The organism is Butyricimonas synergistica DSM 23225 (genome assembly GCF_000379665.1).
Classification (GTDB): Bacteria; Bacteroidota; Bacteroidia; order Bacteroidales; family Marinifilaceae; genus Butyricimonas; species Butyricimonas synergistica.
This window is the reverse complement of sequence record NZ_KB903359.1, coordinates 461015-478952: the sequence shown is the minus strand read 5'-3', so window position 1 is coordinate 478952 and position 17938 is coordinate 461015. Positions and strand designations below refer to the sequence as shown.

The 17938-nt window shown below is 44.3% G+C and carries 11 protein-coding genes; all 11 read right to left on the bottom strand.

All coding sequences use genetic code 11. The features are described from left to right. Positions 1 to 29: 29 nt before the first annotated feature. Positions 30 to 935, bottom strand: coding sequence for a fimbrillin family protein (locus A3CY_RS0102090; RefSeq protein ID WP_018336235.1), 906 nt, complete (start codon positions 933 to 935; stop codon positions 30 to 32). A gap of 7 nt (positions 936 to 942) precedes the next feature. Beyond that, positions 943 to 4374 carry a fimbrillin family protein gene (locus tag A3CY_RS0102085; protein ID WP_018336234.1) on the bottom strand — a complete coding sequence of 1144 codons (3432 nt, stop codon included), beginning with the start codon at positions 4372 to 4374 and terminating at the stop codon, positions 943 to 945. 15 nt (positions 4375 to 4389) lie between these two features. Continuing rightward, on the bottom strand, positions 4390 to 5292 hold the full coding sequence (locus A3CY_RS0102080; RefSeq protein WP_169503546.1) for a fimbrillin family protein: 903 nt from the start codon (positions 5290 to 5292) through the stop codon (positions 4390 to 4392). Between the two features lie 495 nt (positions 5293 to 5787). After that, the gene (locus A3CY_RS22810) at positions 5788 to 5946 is read right to left on the bottom strand and encodes a hypothetical protein (protein ID WP_018336232.1); all 159 of its coding nucleotides are present in this window, start codon (positions 5944 to 5946) and stop codon (positions 5788 to 5790) included. Between the two features lie 136 nt (positions 5947 to 6082). Continuing rightward, positions 6083 to 6640, bottom strand: coding sequence for a sigma-70 family RNA polymerase sigma factor (locus tag A3CY_RS0102070; RefSeq protein WP_026207212.1), 558 nt, complete (start codon positions 6638 to 6640; stop codon positions 6083 to 6085). A gap of 306 nt (positions 6641 to 6946) precedes the next feature. Next, positions 6947 to 8629 (bottom strand): PKD-like family lipoprotein, encoded by a 1683-nt coding sequence (locus tag A3CY_RS0102065; protein ID WP_018336230.1) that lies wholly within the window; start codon positions 8627 to 8629, stop codon positions 6947 to 6949. A gap of 15 nt (positions 8630 to 8644) precedes the next feature. Continuing rightward, positions 8645 to 9340: a DUF4843 domain-containing protein gene (locus tag A3CY_RS0102060; RefSeq protein ID WP_018336229.1), complete on the bottom strand. Its 696-nt coding sequence runs from the start codon at positions 9338 to 9340 to the stop codon at positions 8645 to 8647. Positions 9341 to 9365: 25 nt separating this feature from the next. Continuing rightward, positions 9366 to 10832, bottom strand: coding sequence for a RagB/SusD family nutrient uptake outer membrane protein (locus A3CY_RS0102055; RefSeq protein ID WP_026207211.1), 1467 nt, complete (start codon positions 10830 to 10832; stop codon positions 9366 to 9368). 14 nt (positions 10833 to 10846) lie between these two features. Further along, positions 10847 to 14236: a SusC/RagA family TonB-linked outer membrane protein gene (locus tag A3CY_RS0102050; protein ID WP_018336227.1), complete on the bottom strand. Its 3390-nt coding sequence runs from the start codon at positions 14234 to 14236 to the stop codon at positions 10847 to 10849. A gap of 119 nt (positions 14237 to 14355) precedes the next feature. Beyond that, the gene (locus A3CY_RS0102045; RefSeq protein ID WP_018336226.1) at positions 14356 to 15561 is read right to left on the bottom strand and encodes a FecR family protein; all 1206 of its coding nucleotides are present in this window, start codon (positions 15559 to 15561) and stop codon (positions 14356 to 14358) included. 84 nt (positions 15562 to 15645) lie between these two features. Beyond that, positions 15646 to 17934: a Gldg family protein gene (locus A3CY_RS0102040; RefSeq protein WP_018336225.1), complete on the bottom strand. Its 2289-nt coding sequence runs from the start codon at positions 17932 to 17934 to the stop codon at positions 15646 to 15648. Positions 17935 to 17938 lie beyond the last annotated feature (4 nt).

Here is a 17938-nt window from a genome sequence, read left to right as displayed (position 1 = left end):
TCACACGTGACAAAAATACACATTTCTTTCTATTCTTCCCAATTTTCAATCTCGCCTCCTATTTCAATCTTCACTTGTTCCGGATTCTTGGAAATCACCACGGTTATCGTGTGCTGTATTCCCGGTTTAAAAACAAAACGGCTCTCCACCAGATAAGCTACACCTTTCATCACTACCTCCACCAACGGCTTACTATTATCCATCCGTTGAGGTACCACGATAGCCGAATATTGCTGCACTCCGGTTTTCTTCGCCCGTATTGTCCGTGCCGTACCATAAGGATTCCGGGTAACTACCCCCACACTCAAGTCTATCGTGGCTGAAGGCACCGTGTTGTGCACGTACACTTCCGCCTCCTCGGGTAACTCCCCTTCATAATCATCTCCCTTCACCAGACGAACATTCAACTTACTCATCCGATGAGCGAAAACCAACTTCACGGCACCCTCTCCCGCAGTTACCGCCTTCGCCTTTGCCCACAAAAAATCGCTCGCCTCGTAAGCCCCCAAAGCGTTCTCGTTCCCCTCGATAGTCTGGTCCGAAGCGACCTCGAACGGCATATCATCCACACTTGTCAACGGGGACACGTACGGGTAATACCCGAACACGTCATACGTCCCGTCATTCCAATAGATATTTCTGGCAGACTCCCACGTCGAACCGGAATACGTCAGCAACTCGTTGTTCACGTAATTACCGGACACCTCCAACGGGGCATCCCGCTCCGTCAAGAACACACCCACTTGATCGCCCGCCTCGAAAGTAGTCGAGGTTGCCCGGGCAAGAGCGGGATGCACCACGTCAAAAGTGACAAACAAATCATCGGGCACTGTCTCCCTATCAGAATTAGAGCAACCAGCCGAGAGGCACAAGAAACAGAATATCCCAACTCTGTATATTATATTCATGCAATTCATAGCTAACTTATTTTTCATTCAATCCTTATTTCAAAATATCCGGTTTCCCCTTGTGAATCCGGGGAGCGTATTGATATCCCCGCACCGTCACTCCCGGACGATCCACAGAACGGGACTGCGATTCCATGGCATCTCGTTTATCATTCTCCACGAACTTCTCGAACGAGTACGTTTCCCCGGCGTACGCCATAATCCGTTTAACGATAGCTTCCCGGCTAATCGCACTATAATAGGGAATATCATTGTTCATACAACTGTTTTGCTCCGAGCGGAACACACCCCGGTTATGCATGAACCCGCCCTCGTAAATATCCACCACGTCACTGTACCGGTCATCAAAGATAAAATGAGCCCAAGGCACCTCGTGCATCTTTCCCGTGAGCGACAGATTCTCGTACCATCCCAACGCCTTTGCGTAATTAAATTCCCACACATGCCCGCAACACGTACAACCGCAGAAATCGATAAACTCGTTATGATAGATATACTCGTCGCCCAACTTACCGAAACCGTGTCCCCCAGCCTCGTGTTGTATCACCCCTCGAGAATCCAACGGGTACCCGTAATCGCTCAACGGGCAAAACGCGATAGCCGAACCATCGTCCCACATCTGGCAAATACCGCCGTAATCCGTCGAATTAGGTGTCATGATAATCAAGGTTTGATTCAAATTACCCTTGTTCACCGTCGGCATCTCCAGTGCATACGCAAACGCCGCATCATAATCACATCGCAAACCGACGCCACCCGTGTACGTGGTTTCGAACCTCGTGTACCGAATCGTGTTGATCGTCCCGATACCGCTTTCCGGGGAAACGGCGATACCCGTGTACACGTTGAAATAATCCCGATATGTCTGGTAAGGCTCTATGTCAAAGAAACGTTCGACCTGCTCTCGGATCATCTTCATGTACTCCCCTTTCGAAATATCTAATGCGCTATACCCGTCACCGAGAAACACTAGGTTCACCCCGTTGCCCTTGGTATGTTCCTGCAACGTGATAATCTCATCCTCCGCGTACTCGTAATCGTATTGCGTGACGTGGCAACGCGTCGTGTAATCTTTATCCTTCAACCGGAACACGATATCCCCCTCACGAGCCTCAGCCCCTCGACTCATTTGTTTAATCGTCAACCGCAACTCCGTTTTCTTCGATCCGCTCATGACCGACAACTCGCACCAATCCGGCTTCTCCGCCACTTCCCAATCCCCCTCGGCATTCAGCACCAACCGGCGCTCACTCTCCGTGTTGATCGCCGTCGCCAAAGCCGGACGGCACACCAACTCCCGGTGAGCCGCAATCCGCTTGAAATCACTCCATCCCGGGGCAGCCTGATACTGTGCAACAACAGGCTCTGGCACCTCTAAAGTAAAATTATCTTTCGGAACCCCATTAAAAGCTCCTTCCTGCACGTAAGGTGGGATAGTACCTTTACACACAATACTCCCAATACCAAAACAATTAGAAAAAGCACCACCATTATCTCCCAATGTCGCCTCCCAACGAATATTTTCTAATCCTTCTGGAAAAACAAGCCCTTCTATACTACGACAATTAGCAAAAGCTCCAGCACCAATACTCTGTACTTTTTCAGGAATCTCAAGTATACCCATCAACCGCCAGTTACCAGCGAAAGCATTATCCCCGATAGAAGCCAACCCCTCGGGTAAAACCAAGGTTCCCGAGAAATCGCAACCACTAAATGTACCCTCGCCGATTATTATGAGATTCTTTGGCAAATGCAACTCTCCTTTAAGAGAAGTTCCTTCAAAAGCGAATGCCCCAATAGACACGACTCCGTCATGCAACGTCAACGTTCCGTTCAATCCCGAACAACCGACAAACGCCGCATCCCCGATATCCGTCACCTTTTGGGGTATTGTTATTGAACCCGTCAAGTTTTTACACCCTCCAAATGTTTCTTTATCCAAAAATTCCAAACTACCCGGTAAATGTAATTCCCCATAAAATCCAGAACATCCCCAAAAAGATTGTAATCCAATGTATTTCAATCTTTCAGGAAGTTTCAATTCACATACAAACTTACATTCACGAAAAGCACCAAGACTTCCTCCCATACCTAATACCTCCAACGTCGATGGCAATGATAAACTTCCCGTAAAATTCTTACACCCATAAAACGCCTCACCTTCTATTTTCGTGACCCCTTCCGGTATAATTAACGATCCTGTCAGATTTCTACAATCAGAAAAAGCCGCTGATTTAATTTCCTTCAACCGATCCGGTAACACCAACCTCGCTAAAGAATATTTATGATACATCGCTGCTACAGGAATAACATCATTCGTTACCTTCACCTCTTTCAAATTCAACGCCTGCAACCGATCCATCGAATCCCGCATGAAATAAAAGTCATCCGCATTAATCTCCCCCGTGATCTTCAAATTCTGCAATTGCCGAAAATCCTTATTCGCCGCCACAATCGCCTCTTTCAACTTTCCCGCCTCCGACTCAATCACGATATACTCCCTCGCCGTTGCATCATGTCCTATATCATCATTCTCCCACGCCGTGATCGATTCACTCGCCAAGGTAAACTCGTACGTTCCTGTACTCTCCTTCTTGTCCACCGTTATCGTGAAATTATGCATCTTCGAGGGCACGTAAGTAAATGCCTCGTCCTTTTTGAAAGCATAAACCACCCCGTCCACTGTAATCTTGAACAACTCCGTTCCGGCAGCAATCTCCTGAGGCACCACGATCGCACGGAACACCCCGTCCTTCCGGTAAGGAATCGTCCCCGTCGTGGCAACCTCTCCCGTCACGGTCACGTTTCCCGTTGTCAAATCAATCGCTGCCTTTCGTTTTGTGTTTGTCACCAGCACCTGCTTCTCCAATCCTGCCCATTCCCCCTCGGCAAAACCCTTTCCTTCCGCGAGCGTAACCCGAGCCGTACTCATCTTGTGCCGGAAAGACAGGCGGATCACCTTCGACGAAGGTGCCACCTCCACGGCTTTTCCCCAGAGAAAATCACTCGCCTCGTATCCTCCTAGGTTACCGTTCTCCCCCGCCTTCGACTGATCCTTCTGTACCTCGAAAGCGTATGCCTCGATACTCTCCGGCGTTCCCCACGGGTAGTACCCGTACACGTCTATCGGGGTTTTCGAATCCTTCCAGTAAATATCATACGCCCCGCTCCATTTATTATTAGCTTCATCGTAAGTAAATTGTACATTGGAAGCCCTATTTCCATCCAATTGTAACTTTCCGGGATTGCCACCCTCGTAATCCACGATATAGACACCCATCACATCCTTGTCACAAAATCCCCCGTCATTCACCCGGGACAACATCACCTGATCGATATCCCCCGACAAGACTATCGGAAGTCTGTCAGTCTCGCCTCCCATGACCCCGTCATCTTTCTGACAAGCAAAAAACAAACATGCAAACGCCGCCACGCACGTTCCCCAAATACCATATTTCTTTCTCATAATCACCTGTTTTAATTATTCAGCCACACCGCCATGATCGACACCGTCTTCCTCCCAGTTCCCGATCCCCACGTTAATACCGTTATTCGTTTTGTCCACCGTAACAGTGAACGGGTACCGCTTGTTCGTCTCGAAAGTAAAAGTTTTCTTCAACGCGTACTCTTTTCCCCCGATAAGAACAACAATCAAACCGACCTCCTTGACCGATTGCGGTACAATCAACGCCTTGTAGTATTCACCATCACGCCAAGGAGTGATCACCTTTTCCGCCCCCTCGGCGGTCGCCACTCCCGTTGCCAAATTGATGGAAGCCTCGTTTCTGACACCGTGCACCGTCACGCTTTCAACAACTTTCTCCAGTTCCTCCGCCGTGTACCCTTTGCCGGGAGCCACCTTGATCTGCATACAACTGAACATATGCTTCAAAGTTATATCCACCGCATTCTCTGTCGGAGCAATGCCCCCAGTTTTCCCCCACAAGAAATCGGAAGCCTTGTAATTCGTTTCCGTCGACTGGTCCGCGTTCACCGTGAACTTGTACGCCGAAACATCCGTTACCGTCGTGTACGGGTAATAGCAATAGAAATCAGCCTTGCTCGTTTCATCCTTCCAATAGATCTCCCGCTCCGGGGTCCACCCGGAAGAATAAGTAAACTTCACATTGTCGGCATGATTTCCCGAGTTCTGCAACACCCCGGCGGAAGTGCCGTTATAGTTCACGACGAACAATCCCACTTGATCTCCCGCCTCGAAACTCGTTTCCGTGGCACGGGAATCAATACCGCAATTCAATGTTATTTGTACTTTCGGTCCCTCCAGCTCCTCCGGCAAGGGCACATTCTCCTCACCGCCGCCCCCGGAACACCCGCATAGCGCGATAAAGAGTAAATTTTGCAACCAACGTCCAACCTTCATCATTCGTATTTTTAAATTCAAATTCATTTAATAATACAAAAATACAGGACAAACTCACACGAAACAAGTTCATAATAGTTCACGACCAATATTACACTTGAATAACATTCCTCCCAGTCTTATCCGTGTTTCCCGGCTCTTAAGTATTGACTAACTATTAATCAACTATTGATCAACTATTGGTTAAAGAATAGTTAGTCAATAGTTGATCAATACTTCATCAATAGTTGAAAGCCGGGAAACACGGATAAGACTAGGATATTACCGGGGTAATATACCTGCAATATCCGAGAAACCAAAAAACTTTACTCCCGCGATAAAAATACGTATTTTGAAATCGAACACAAGAAAATATTCACCAGCCCCTATAAGTCGTTGGAGTGATCCGATACTAACACTTTTACAATAAATTTATTCACCACTTATCCCCCCACACGGTAAATATCCCTAGTTTACCATGTCTACCGGGTTCTATACCGGCTACTCCTATTCACCCCGTCACAAACCGAGTATTCTCACGGTTGTGATTGACTCGTACGCAACGTGATCAAAATAATGAATGATCTCCGCTATCCCTATCCACGTGTAAACAACGATGCTCGTGATAACAACCAGTAGAAGGACTACGATTACCATTTGATTCCATTTAGCTTTCATCTCTTTTCTTTTTTAAAGTTACTAATTCAAACCAAATTCTCCTCTTCCGTTTCTATCCTCGCTCCCTGTAAATATATAACATTATTTTGTATTTTCCAAACGAATTGTTAGGAAATTCTTAAATTTAACACTCTAACTACAAATCCAACTCTCTACGGCGGTGCATCAAGCGGTCGCGAAGGTATTTAATACTTTTATTTTTCTGGACTTTCACCGTGTTGACACTGATACCCAGTTTATCGGCAATCTCTTTTCCGGAAAAACCACTTATGCTTAATTTGATAATCTGTTTCCTCATACGGGGCAGATCGCCGATATGCAGGTAGAGTAAACGTACAATTTCTTCCTGCACCGTGTCGAGCAGGAAATCTTTGGAAAAATCTTCTTCCTCTTTTTCCTTGTCGATTTTATCCAGGATAGAGGCTCTTTTTTTCTTGTTACGAATATATACCAAAGAGTTATGGTATAACGACTTGTACAGGTATCCCATCAACTCTTTGGAAGAAGCGAATTGCACGTCGGAATGCCAAAGGCTCACCAGCAAATCCTGCACGATATCCTTCGAACTATCCATGTCCTTGACAATCGATTCCACGTAAACACACATGGCTGCATAACAAGAGGTGTAGAGCTGTTCCCAACATCTCTCGTCTTTGCCGTTAATGCCCGGTAAAATAGAATCAAAGTTTACCATCTTTATTCCTTTTAAACTTTTCAATTTTATCAAGCGTAAATAATCTTCCCTTGCCCTGTTCTGCTCGTTTGTCTCAATTCGCTTGTTCATCATAATTCATTCCTCTCGCAACACCACATTTCTCTCCTATCATTAATGTGAATACTTGAATTGAACTTTGGTACTATTCTAAAATCTTAAAACTTTATTTTTTTTTAGCGGGACCCCGTGTGGTAAGAATCTAAAATAAAATCCCCGTTGCCGAAGAAGATTCCAACGACAACGGGGAGGAAGAAAGGAAAATTTATCCCTTCACTATAAAATCAATTAAATTGCCTCATTAGCCCCCCCTTCATAACGCATATCGACAATCTTACCCAAACGGGTTGTCGATTGCCATTTAGGAGTTACTCCTGTTGCAAAATGGGAATTATTTACCGTGAACATATAAATTTCCCCGGTTTCCAAAGCAACGGTCAAATCCATTCCGCTACTACTTGAGCCGGTTCCCGTATCCGTCGATGTTATTTTCACAATTTTCCTTCCTTCAAAATCAAATAACTTTATCGGATCGGTTCCACCCGAACCCCTGAAAATATAACCCCACAACTCTCCATTGTTCGCGCCACTACTAAAGAAGAAAAACTCCAAATCCCCGTGAGGAGAAACAAAATACGCACCATCACTATTGATTCTGTTCTGGAAACCGATAGGGAATGCCCTCTCTATTTTCGGATACGCCCTCAATTCCCAAGTTTCGTCATCCGAACCTAATCTGAACGTATGGATACAATACAATCCCTCCGTTTCGCTTCCGCTTCTATTATCCTTGTAGAACATAAACAAATCCGAACTCTGATCCGATCCCCATTCCGTTTGCCGGCGTCCCACGTATGAGCCGGCGTAAATAATATCCACGTCTTTCAAGTTATCCATAGCAAGCGTGATACCTTCGGTCGGTTCCGTTCGAACAACATTAATAGCATTGGCATCACCCCAATTCCCGTAATATTCCAATGAATTGTCATCCGCGATATGCAAAAGACGATGGTTCAAACCGTCAATAGCAAAAGTGCCCGTGAAACCCACTCTCTGGTAAGACATACGTATCAAACGGTCAATCTTCATTCCTCCTTCTATAGCCACCGGCACATCGATATATTTACCGGCAAACCAAACATCCAAATGCTCCACGGCTTTCAAGTACAAATCTCCGTTTGTTGCCAATAAAACATGGCTTTTCGAGTTAGCCACGGCATCTTTAAAAGTTACATTAGGCAACATGCCGTTTATAAAATCATCCTTTAAATCCAAGGTCCTTTTATAATCCTGATCACTTACATAGACCGGACCGATTCCCCCGTTCTGAAGTATCAATATCATTCCAGGCGAAGAAGAACTACCATTCTGCAGCCAGTGATTCATCACTTTCACGGGCGAACCTCCCAATTCCACACCGCCATTCTGACTCGTGTAATAATCTTTCAATTCCCGGAAACGTGTCACGTAGTTGTCATTTTCCCAACCACTCACATTTTCCAACACGGAAAGACAAGATTTTCCGTCTATTTCCGACAACACGATCCACGCCTCGGACATTGAATTATTATCCGTTGGGTACATACTAATCTCACTGTCAACAATCTGGTATCCGGTAATCGTATCCGTTATAAATAAATGCAGGCTCAAAAAACCGCCCATATCTGTTTTCCATTCCAATTCTCTCCCAAATCCAAGCGACTTCACCTCATCTGTCACGCGACTCTCCACAACCCATTCAAACTTTAATGCTAATGCTGTAGAATCGCCCGTGTATTCCAATACAGGAGCAACCTTTATGACATCCCCTACTGTCAAATTCCAGAAACTCCCGAATTCCTCTTCATTCGTGACGTAATCCACCACGGAAACGGTAGGCATTTCCGAATAGTCGTAATTCCCTTTATCTTCAAAGCATCCGTAAAGAAAAATCGCGACAAATACACCCCATATATAATTTTGTATCTTCATAATATTAGCAATTAATTATCCAACAATAGGAACCGCCATTTCCACGTCTCCGTCCATTACCGGAGTACCGGCATTTTTCATTTCCACTAAATGGTACTTCAGCTTCAGAGCGTAATACCTCAATTCCGTCGGTCCCATATCACTCATATCACTGATACCGGTAACCTCTATAAATTTGGCATACTTGGCATCACTATATTCACCCAAATAGTACTTGACTATATCGGATGTCCACCAGGAAGGAGCTATCGCTTTAGAAGTAAACGACAACCGTTGACTTCTCGTGTTATTCACCGGTCCTAAAGAAAAATCTTTCGTCGGTGTCAACTTCAATAGCACCCGTACCATCTGATTCCCCAACTTTGCCGTTTTAATCAACTTAATCACGAGGGTATCCTTTTCTTTACCGGCTTCCCACGTTTGATCCGGTTCATAATCAAAATCAGTTCCTTTCACGGCAGTAGACAAAGTCTCGTCCACGTCTACGCGGTAAGCCATATTTTCTTCCACAGGCATTCCGGCAAATGCCAGCTCCAACTTTATCTCATGCGTATCTTCTCCCGGGTAAAAGAAAAACGATTCGGTAATACTATCCGCCGTTATCCCTTTCGTAAAATACACAAATCTATCTGAATCGTAAGTCGTAAATTTATCCTCGGAACAAGCCCCAAGAAAAGACACGAATACCAGTATAAAAACTATATATCTCATTTCTACCTATTTAAAATTAAAAGACTTAAAAAGCACTTTCCTCACTCTTCGGTACAGGTAAATAATTATTATTCCTAAAATCAATATTCTGCTTGCCATCAAAGACAGGAAGGTTTAAACGCTTGAACATATAGAAAGACTGTCCCTCCGCGATAAACTCTTTCCGGGCATCCGCCAACATGGCCTGTATATATCCCGCTTCCGTGGTAATTGAATTCAAATCGTCCGTTGAAATATCTCCCCGTGCACTTCTTACTTTCCGTAACAATTCAACTGCTTCATCCACTCTCCCCACGGAAGCCAGATATTCCCCTTTTATATAATACAGTTCGCTTTTTCTGATCACTGGCAAATAGGCAACATCCGAATTCGTCCTTCTATTCTTGACTGATACATAATCCGAACCTATTCTCATCAACAATTTTTCAAACCGACCGTCAATCTGGTTCCGGCTTGGGAATACTTGAGTTATATTTCTCAAGTAAAGAGGATGTTCCGAGGTTAAATAAGGCGCGTAATATTCACCGGCCTGTTTATTATAAAGGTTAAAAATCACATCACCCAATAATCGGCATTCACCCGCCGGAAGATAATCCATTTGATCGAATCTCCACTCTTCCCAACGTCCTCCCATTTTCAACATTTCCTCAATCACGTCATAGGCTTTTTTCTTCTCGCCCATGTAAGCATAAACCCGAGCCAAGAGAGCATTCACGGATACCATATTCATACGGGAACGTTGATGTCCGAAAAACTCCGCGTATTCACTCTCGTCACTCCAACTTTTCCAATATCCACCCATCACGACCCACATCCAAATCACTTCCTCGCGATAACTTTTACTATAAGAAACGACAGAATCCCATTGAACCATAAGCGAATGTGCCTCCAACAAATCTTGCTCTACATTTTCCAACACCTGCTTCACCGTCATCTTGTTATTAATCACGGATTCAGAATCTTTCACGTAAGGGATCCATTTCCCATTCTCGTTTTGGGCAGGCGAGGGAGCAAATAACCGAAGTAAGTCGAAATGGATAAAAGCCCGCATAGCCAAAGCCTCCCCGTGTATTTTACATTTCTCCCCTTCCCCGTTTTCAAATATGCTGTTAGAAGCATTCTCCACATGTTCGATAATATTATTACAATCCGCGATTACCTTATACATACCGGACCAAATAGCATCTGTCAAAGAAAGTACATCGCTCGTTTCATACAAACGGTCGTTCACATCCTGGTAAACTTGATCTAAATTTTCTTTGATATAATATTGTCCCAACACATCCACTAACCCCCACGTCAATTCCTTACCGTAGAGATTTTGGGCAGACAAACTTTTATAAATACCGTTCACTTGCATCCTGAATCCGTTCCCGGTAGCATACAAATCATCACTGCTAATTTGAGTTTCCGGACTCACGTCAAACCAATCATTACAACCGGTCATCGAGAAAGCAACCAACAAACCCATAATGTATTTTATTGTCTTCATATCTTTATCGCATTTTAGAATCTAACATTCACGGAAAAATTCACCGAGTTGGCATACGGGTAACTCAAGCCGCGTTCCGCCTTTACCGTGGAAAGTCGCCATAAATCATTCGTACCCACTTCAAAACGGACATTGTCTATACCGAATTTCTTCAATTTATCGCTCCCGATCTCGTACCCGATAGTCATTGAATTCCATTCCAAAATATTCTCGCGTTGCATAAAACGGGAAGTTGGATTGGTGGTTTGACTCTCGCTTTTTATATCCTTATACATCACCACGTCACCAAAGTTTTGCCAACGTTGAGTCAAAGCTCGACGGTCAACATTAAAAGTCTTTATTTGTGCGTTCTCAACCTTTTGGATTAAGGTCTCATTATAAAAATCTCCTCCGAACTTATAGGTGAAACTCGTACTAAGCGTAAAATTCTTCCATCGCAGATTCATCCCGAAGGCACCGGTTCCCCACGGAAGTTCATCTCCGATATTCTGCATCTCCGTTGCCCTCCACTCGTAACCGACAGTTCCGTCACGATAAACATACAATTCCTCTCCGGTTGCCGGATCGATACCCAAAGACTTCAATCCGTATTTAGCCGAAAGAGACTGTCCTTCCTCGTACTTCGTCATAACTCGATTCAGATTCGGTTTATCTTCATCCCAAAAATTCCTTATCTCTTGATTATAATACTCGTTTACCGCATCATTATAAGCTTTTTGGGAATCGGATATTTCCTTTATTACATTCTTATTATGAGCCATATTAGCATAAACAGCCACATACCAATCCGAAGTCCGAAGCAATTGAGTTCTAAGTTGCAACTCGAACCCCCGGTTCTCCACCTTACCGACATTAGTCAAATACGTGGTAAATCCCGTTGAACTAGGCAATGAAGCATCATTAATCAAACCGTTTGTCACTTCATTATACCAAGAGAATTCAAGATATACCAAGTCCCTCAAAACACCTAACTCAAATCCCATGTCAAGTTTATTTGTCTTTTCCCACTTCAAATTCCGATTTCCCCGCGTAAGCATTAAACTAGTAGCCGGACCGGACACATACCATTCATCGGTATCGATCACGTGAGAGGGGACTGCCGCGTAAGGAGAGAAATTCACATTACCAGTCTGCCCGAAAGAACCACGCACCTTCAGGTGGTTGATAAAACCGAACTGCTCCATAAAAGGATACTTGTGTATGTTCAAACCGACACCGGCAGACAGAAATGGTGCGTATCTTTTATCTGAACCGAATTCAGAAGACCCATCAAACCGGATCGTGGCGTCAGCCAAATAAATATCCCGGTAAGAATAGTTCAATCTAAAATACACCCCAAACAAACGCGATTGCGTTTCACTAAAACTTGGTTTATAAGGCATATCACGAGCAAACTCCGGCGAAGAGAATTCAGCGGATTGAAATCCTTTATAGGTTCCTGAATTGGAATTATTTTTAGAAGTCCGGACTTCGACTCCACCGGATAAGTTTATGTTATGATTTAATATGGACTCATTATAAGAAACTGTAAATTTCCCCTCCCAGGAAATAGATTCCCTATCCGACTTGGTCAAACTGCCTACATAACTCCTATCATCCCCGTGCTGCAAATTATTATATACCGACAAAGGATCAACAAATTTTTCTCTTTTATTTATCGATTGGGATACACTAGCCTCTGCCCTAACCCATAAAGTAGGCTTTATATACCAATTGACACTTAAGTTATCGGTTAACGAATTCGTTTTCCCTTTATCATAACTCCCCAGTTCAGCTTCGTACAAAGGATTTATACGCTCATTAGCCATAATCTGCGACCAATTCAAGTGACGTAACATCTTACCATCCTCGTCCCTGTATTTCTCATAAGGCAACAATTTCGTGTAAGTTGAAAAATCACCATAAGGAGATTCTTTTTCCTTCGTCACACCATACGTGATCTTATTGGTTACCTGAACTTTCGGAGTCGTGTACAACATAGAGAACCCCACGTCAATACGATCCCGGTACGAACCCTTCATAACCCCGTTTTCATTGTTATAACTAAAATCTATACCATAGCGGAATTCTTTATTTCCCCCTTCCAGGTATAAACTATGTTTGTGATTAAACTCCGAACGCAACGGTTTGCTCAACCAATAAGTATCCACCCCTTCGATAACATTTTCCAATTTAGCTTGATACTCTTCTAGCCTCATCACACCTATCCATAGTGGCAAGTCAGAAATATCATACATTCCGGATGCCACCTCCGCTTCCAGTTTCTCTTTTGCATTCATCAGGTTATAATCGTGCAAATTCGGCATAGATACTGTCCCTACCATATTATACGTTACTCGCACTTCTCCTGATTGGGGTGCCACAGTGGTAATCACGACAACGCCGTTGGACGCACGGGAACCGTACAACGCTGTTGCCGCGGCATCCTTCAATATCGTAACACTTTCAATACGGTTCGGGTCCATATCATACACCTTCTGAATCGTCGTTTCAAAATTATCAAGAATAAAAATCGGCAGATTAGGATTATTTTCCAACGCGGATTTTGACAGAGAATTCCGGTCTAAATCTTTGACCCCGATACTTGATTGCCCGCGAATCTGCATTTCAGGCAAAGCATTTGGGTCTGATCCCCACTGGTTATTCGTCTTGATACGGAATGAAGGATCGAAAACTTCCAAAGCCTTTATCACGTTCGTTTTGGACACGTTCAACAATTCATCCCGTTTCACGGTCACAAAATTACCCGTGAAACTGGTCTTTCTCACGTTTCCATATCCCGTCACCACCACCTCATCCACTTCCTTCGTGTCCGGTTTCATTCGTACAACAACCTCTTGGTTAAAATCTGTCATCACCACCTCCCGAGTCTCGTATCCCACGAAACTTACCAGCAAGTAAATGGTATCCATTTTAGGCAGATTGAACACGAACATTCCCTGGTTATTGGAACTTCCCCCGATGTTCGTTCCACGCACGACAACCGTCGCACCCGGTAATACCTCCCCTCTTTCATCCAATACTTTGCCACGCAACGTCACAGGTTCTATCGTTTTCTGCCGTTTCTGGATTACGATCATACTTTGGAAAAAACGAAAAGTATATTCCGTTCCCTCCAGGCATTGACGAAGAACCTCGGACAAAGAGACAGCTTTAAAATGATGCGTCACGGCCGGAATCTTCTTTATCTCCTCATTATTATACAAAGTTTCATACTTTGTATGCCGTTTAATGTAATTAAGCACATCGACAAAAGGGGTCTCCTTAAATTCCACGGTCAACCGCGGTTCATTAGCAGACTGCGCGTGGCAAATCCCGATGTTGAAAGACTGAAGAACGAAAAACAGAATAAACACAATACCGATTTTCTTCTTCATCAGCAAATTAGACTTCTTTTTTTTCATGTAGATTAGTTTTAGATTCATAAAAAATGAAACCCGCGCTTTACTTCGTGTCCCATCACATTGCTTGCGCGGGCTTCATCATCATTTGTATGTTAGATTTATAGGTTAGGAATTACCAGCTATTGATTTTTAATGTTTTTAATTGTAATTAATCCATCACTCAATACAAATTGCATATCTGTCGTCGTACTCATCCACTCCAGAAAAGCTTCCAACGGATGATCACACAATAAAGCACCCGTGAAACACCGTTCTCTCATAACAGGAGCTTCATAAAGAACTTGCACATTATACCAGCGACATATTTTCCTCATTATTAAATCCAATCGTTCGGAGTCAAAAGTAATCTTCCTATCCACCCAGGCAACAACAGCATCCGTGTTCACTTTTTCCACGTGAATCTGCTCCGGCAATATAGAAGCTTGTTCCCCGGGTTTCAATAAAACAGACACCTTTCCCGCAGTTGTTCTCACGTTCCCTTCTATCAAAGTGATCCGGGACATCGGTTCCTCGTCATAACTCATCACGTTAAAAACCGTACCTAAAACATCCACCTCAAAATCTTTTCCAGAAACGATAAAAGGTTTACCTTGATCTTTTGTAACCTCAAATAAAGCCTCCCCCTCCAGGTACACTTCCCGGAGCGAATCCGAGAATACAACCGGGTATTTCAAAGTAGACTTGGCATTAACTGTTACCCGTGTCCCATCCGACAAAACAAGCGATTGCATCTTTCCCGTTGGAACGATCAACGTGTGGTATTGAATGGAATCTGACAACACACTATTTTTCAACCGCGAGTAATCCAGCGTCGGCATCCCCGAGGAGCGGGATACGCCTATAGAATCCAGATGCGAAATCGGAATAATCTCCGCCTTCTTGGATAAAGCGACAACCTGGTTATTAGGTAACACTAAACGGACACTATTCCGATCCGCCATCTGTTGCTCCATCACCATATTTTCTTTACTCCCGAGCGAAGAAAACTTGCTGTCTTCTTTCGATAACAACCAACCCGCCGTTACGAATACAAGAACGCAAGCGGCAACATATCCCACTCTCCTCAATCTTCTATTCACACGTCTCAATTTCTGCTTTCTCCTGATTCGTTTCAAGAAAATAGAAAAATCGGCAACGGTATTATACTTCTCGTGTTCTTTAAATCGCCCCATTATAAAACGATCATTCTCCAAATCTCTTTTCAACTGGTCCCATTCCGGATCAGCCAGCAACTCGTTCAATTTCCCCTTTTCCGGAAGAGTGAGAGTTCCCGACCAAGATTTAAGAAATAAATCCAATATTGTATATATTCTATCTTTATCCATAACTATCTAAAGAATACTCGAACATTCACTTGGTATTACTTTTTTATAGAAAAAACTAATTTCTTCTTTTCGGGAACAAGCCATTCATCGCCCCTTCCGGCGAAGCCAGATAACTATTCCGGCAAGAGCCAAAATAACCGGGGCAATAACCATAAACACGATTTTCCAGACCTCCATTGCCGGCTCCGAGATATACAACTTCCGGTCTATCGGTTTTTCCCGAGATATGCGAATAGGAAGCTCCTCGTGAGACAACCAGTAAAAACTGGAACGAAGCAATATGTTTGCAAAATTCCGGACCTCCCTTCTCCCTGTAGCCAATTCTCCGTTACTGAAACAATCCGTATTCCCGATAACCACAACCCGTTGTTCCTTTCCATTCACCTTACGGCTTACTGCCAAAGTAGTGGTAAAAATCCCATCCCTATCACCGCATTCCGGGTTATATGCCACTGTATCGTTCACGAAATCGATCGTGTCCATCTCGTTCCAACATCCCACGGAATCCGTCACGAGCAAAGATGCGTACCTCATTCCCTCGACAGGCATGTACTCCAACCCGACACACCCCGGAAATGCCACACATCCCTCGTAAACACGGATCATATTCAGTCCCGGAAAAAGCTTTATCCCCTCATCTGTAGGTAAAGCTTGTATCAAATCTGCCTGCAAATCTCTCGTCGGCTGCACCAACCTTCCCGGCAAAAAACGAACCCCGAACGGCTTGACGATAGAATTCATCAACTCCTGCCTTTCAGGACCACCGAGAATCAATAGATCTCCTCCCCTAGCGATATAGGCATCCAGGTTCCTCTTCTCCTCCTCGCTCAAGGAAGATCTTAATTCCGATATCACGAGTATATCAATATCATCCCCAATGGGCTGCCTTGCATAAACTTCCTTAATATCAAACCCTTGATTAATCATCGCCCCTTGGTAATCCTTATCACTGGAAAAACGTTTAAACTCCCGGTCTCCCTCCTTGTAAATATTACGTTCTCCATGCCCGGCGAGAAAACCGATCGTGGGAGATTCCATCACCAGACGCCTAAACGTGGCGGTAATTTCGCTTTCCATGGGATAACTTCTCCATCCCCCGTGATAATAGAAACGCAAATACGCCTTTTGCCCATTCTCCCGTTCGATCACGCGTATCGTCCTATTCCCTTCACCACTCAAATCCTCTATCCCTTTCATCTCCTCCGGTGACCGGAAAATGGAGAAAGGCAGCCCGTAATTTTCACAGATTCGCTCCGCCCGTTCCCCGTCATTCATATCCGGGTATTGCTCGTCCAGCTCCTTATTATTCGCATTATCGTAAAAATACACGTACCGGAGTTTCATATCCGGTTTAAACCGGACATAAGGACGCAACACTTCTTTATCTTGATTTATATTCTCTGGTAGTGTTTCCCAAAAATCCTGGTCTAACACATTCGTGTAAGTCGTTACGGTAACCTCGCCATCTAACAACGCGATAATATCCTGGCTACTCTGGCTTAAAGAATTACTCTTCGTGTACGTGGCGTCATAATATCCCATCAACGTGGGGCGGGAACTCAAGTACCCGATCCCCATTGCCAGCACGAAAACCCCTAGGTAAGCCCCCCAACGTGTCGTCCAGCCCCGCCGCTGCACCCGATTGATTAACCGAAGTGTCGTCCACGTCAAAAACATTCCGATCACGATTAGAAAATAAAGCACATCCTCACTGCAAATCAATCCTCGGATAAACTCTCCCACTCTCCCCTGCATAGACAACCAGTAAGTAATGTCCCGCACGAATTCGTAATTCTGCCACAACATTCCCACGTAATTCAGAATCATCAAGACAAACAATGTCCCAAAGGCAGCAACAACCTGATAAGAGGTCAAACTGGAAACGAACAATCCTATTGCGGCATAAGCACACAATAACAAGTAAATACCAAGTATCCCGGCCAGCACGTAAGGCACATCCATATTCTCGATCGTGAACAAACCGAACACCACATAAAATAGTAGTACACCCATCATCGCCAAGCCGAATGCTATCAAAGCCAGATATTTCCCTACAACGACTTGAACACTTCGCAAAGGTGCCGACTGCAACAACTTTATCGTTCCCCCGCTCAAATCCCGACTGATCACGTTCATTGTCAACAAGGGAACATAATAAAAAAGATACCCTTGCATCCCCGCAAACAACCTGCCGAATATACTTGTTACCCTTCCACCCCCGTATCCCATCGCCTGGTTCACCACGATCCCTTCCAGCAAATCGGACATCATCATCCCCACCTGGTAAGCGAATATCACTAGCAACAACCACGCCACCGGCGAGAAAAACAAAGACTGCAACTCCATCTTCGCTATTTTGAAAACCATCTTCATAAAC